This is a genomic window from Streptomyces sp. NPDC050388, assembly GCF_040655635.1.
Classification (GTDB): domain Bacteria; phylum Actinomycetota; class Actinomycetes; order Streptomycetales; family Streptomycetaceae; genus Streptomyces.
The window spans coordinates 1-1,190 of sequence record NZ_JBFAKH010000284.1 but is presented as its reverse complement, the minus strand read 5'-3'; the positions used below and the strand labels follow the sequence as shown (position 1 = coordinate 1,190).

Sequence of the window (1,190 nt, the reverse complement as noted above, 5' to 3'; positions counted from 1 at the left end):
GATGCACGGACGAGCAGGCTTCACCCTTCTTCGCCACCGCATCCTCCTCGGATAACGACACGCTCCGTCACCACCGAAAGTGAGACAGGGCCGTTGATTAGACACTCCCCGGCATCCGCCGAATGCCTGGGCGAGGTCTACTTCCGCGACGGCGGCCGCCGCGCCCACGGCCTGGACGTGGAGTTCACGGACGTCGAGCACGTGGAGTTCGAGCTGTAGCAGAAGCAGCCAGGCGGGATAGGCCGACGGGGCGCTGTCACGTTGTTGGGTGCCTGGGTCTCTGACGGCGCGTCGGGGCGTGGCGGGGGTCGGGTTTCGGGCCGGTGCTCAGGTCTTGGCGGGCCGGCCGGCGGGGCCGGTGGCCTGGTCCCAGATGGCGAAGCGGATGGTCATCTCGGCTCGGTGGCCGGGGGCGGTCATCGGGTGGCGGCGGGGCCGGAAGTGGGGTGAGATGCCGCTGAACGTGGACAGGAACCGCTGCGCGTGGTCGGGCGTGGTGAAGCGTTTCATTGCCCGTTCGCGCTGGCGGGTCGGCTGGTGGCTGTTCTCGGCCCGGTTGTTCAGGTACTTCGAGGTGTGGTGCTCCACCCTCGGCATGGCCTGGCGGTGGGCCGCGCCGTAGGAGCGGAGTTTGTCGGTGACGATCACCTGCGGTACCGAACACGTCGTCTTCATCAGGCGGCGGAAGAGCCGCCTGGCTGCGGCGGTGTCCCGGCGGTCCTGCACGAGAATGTCCAGCACTATCCCGTCCTGGTCGACAGCCCGCCACAGGTACTTCAACTCGCCATTGATCTTGATGAAGACCTCGTCCAGGTGCCACGTGTCCCCGGGTTTCGGCCGCCGCCGGCGCAGGGCGTTGGCGTACTGCTGTCCGAACTTGCCGCACCAGCGGTGGACCGTCTCGTGGGAGACGAGCACACCGCGCTGGAGCATGAGCTCCTCGGCCTCGCGGAACGACAGCGGGAAGCGGAAGTACCGCCGCACGCAGTGGGAGATCACCTCGGCCGGGTACCGGTGGCCCTGGTACGACGGCGGCGCGCTCTCCACGGTGATCCCCTCCCCGCACGGCCAACCCCAAGATCATCCCACGCGCCGGCCAACGTGACTGTGAGGATGATCGGGTGCCGCTCCGGGCGGTGGCTTGACTCGCAACGTGACTGGCCGTGTGCCTTGGCATTGATCTGTCGGCT

Annotated in this window: 1 protein-coding gene and 1 pseudogene; one reads left to right on the top strand and one right to left on the bottom strand. The window is 68.1% G+C overall.

The genetic code is table 11. From position 1 onward, the window contains the following. Positions 1 to 114: 114 nt before the first annotated feature. A pseudogene (locus AB0I73_RS41420) lies at positions 115 to 219 on the top strand (XRE family transcriptional regulator); the annotation flags it as partial. Positions 220 to 327: 108 nt separating this feature from the next. Here AB0I73_RS41420 and AB0I73_RS41415 read toward each other — a convergent pair. Then, the gene (locus tag AB0I73_RS41415; RefSeq protein ID WP_363045535.1) at positions 328 to 1,047 is read right to left on the bottom strand and encodes an IS6 family transposase; all 720 of its coding nucleotides are present in this window, start codon (positions 1,045 to 1,047) and stop codon (positions 328 to 330) included. Between the last annotated feature and the right edge of the window lie 143 nt (positions 1,048 to 1,190).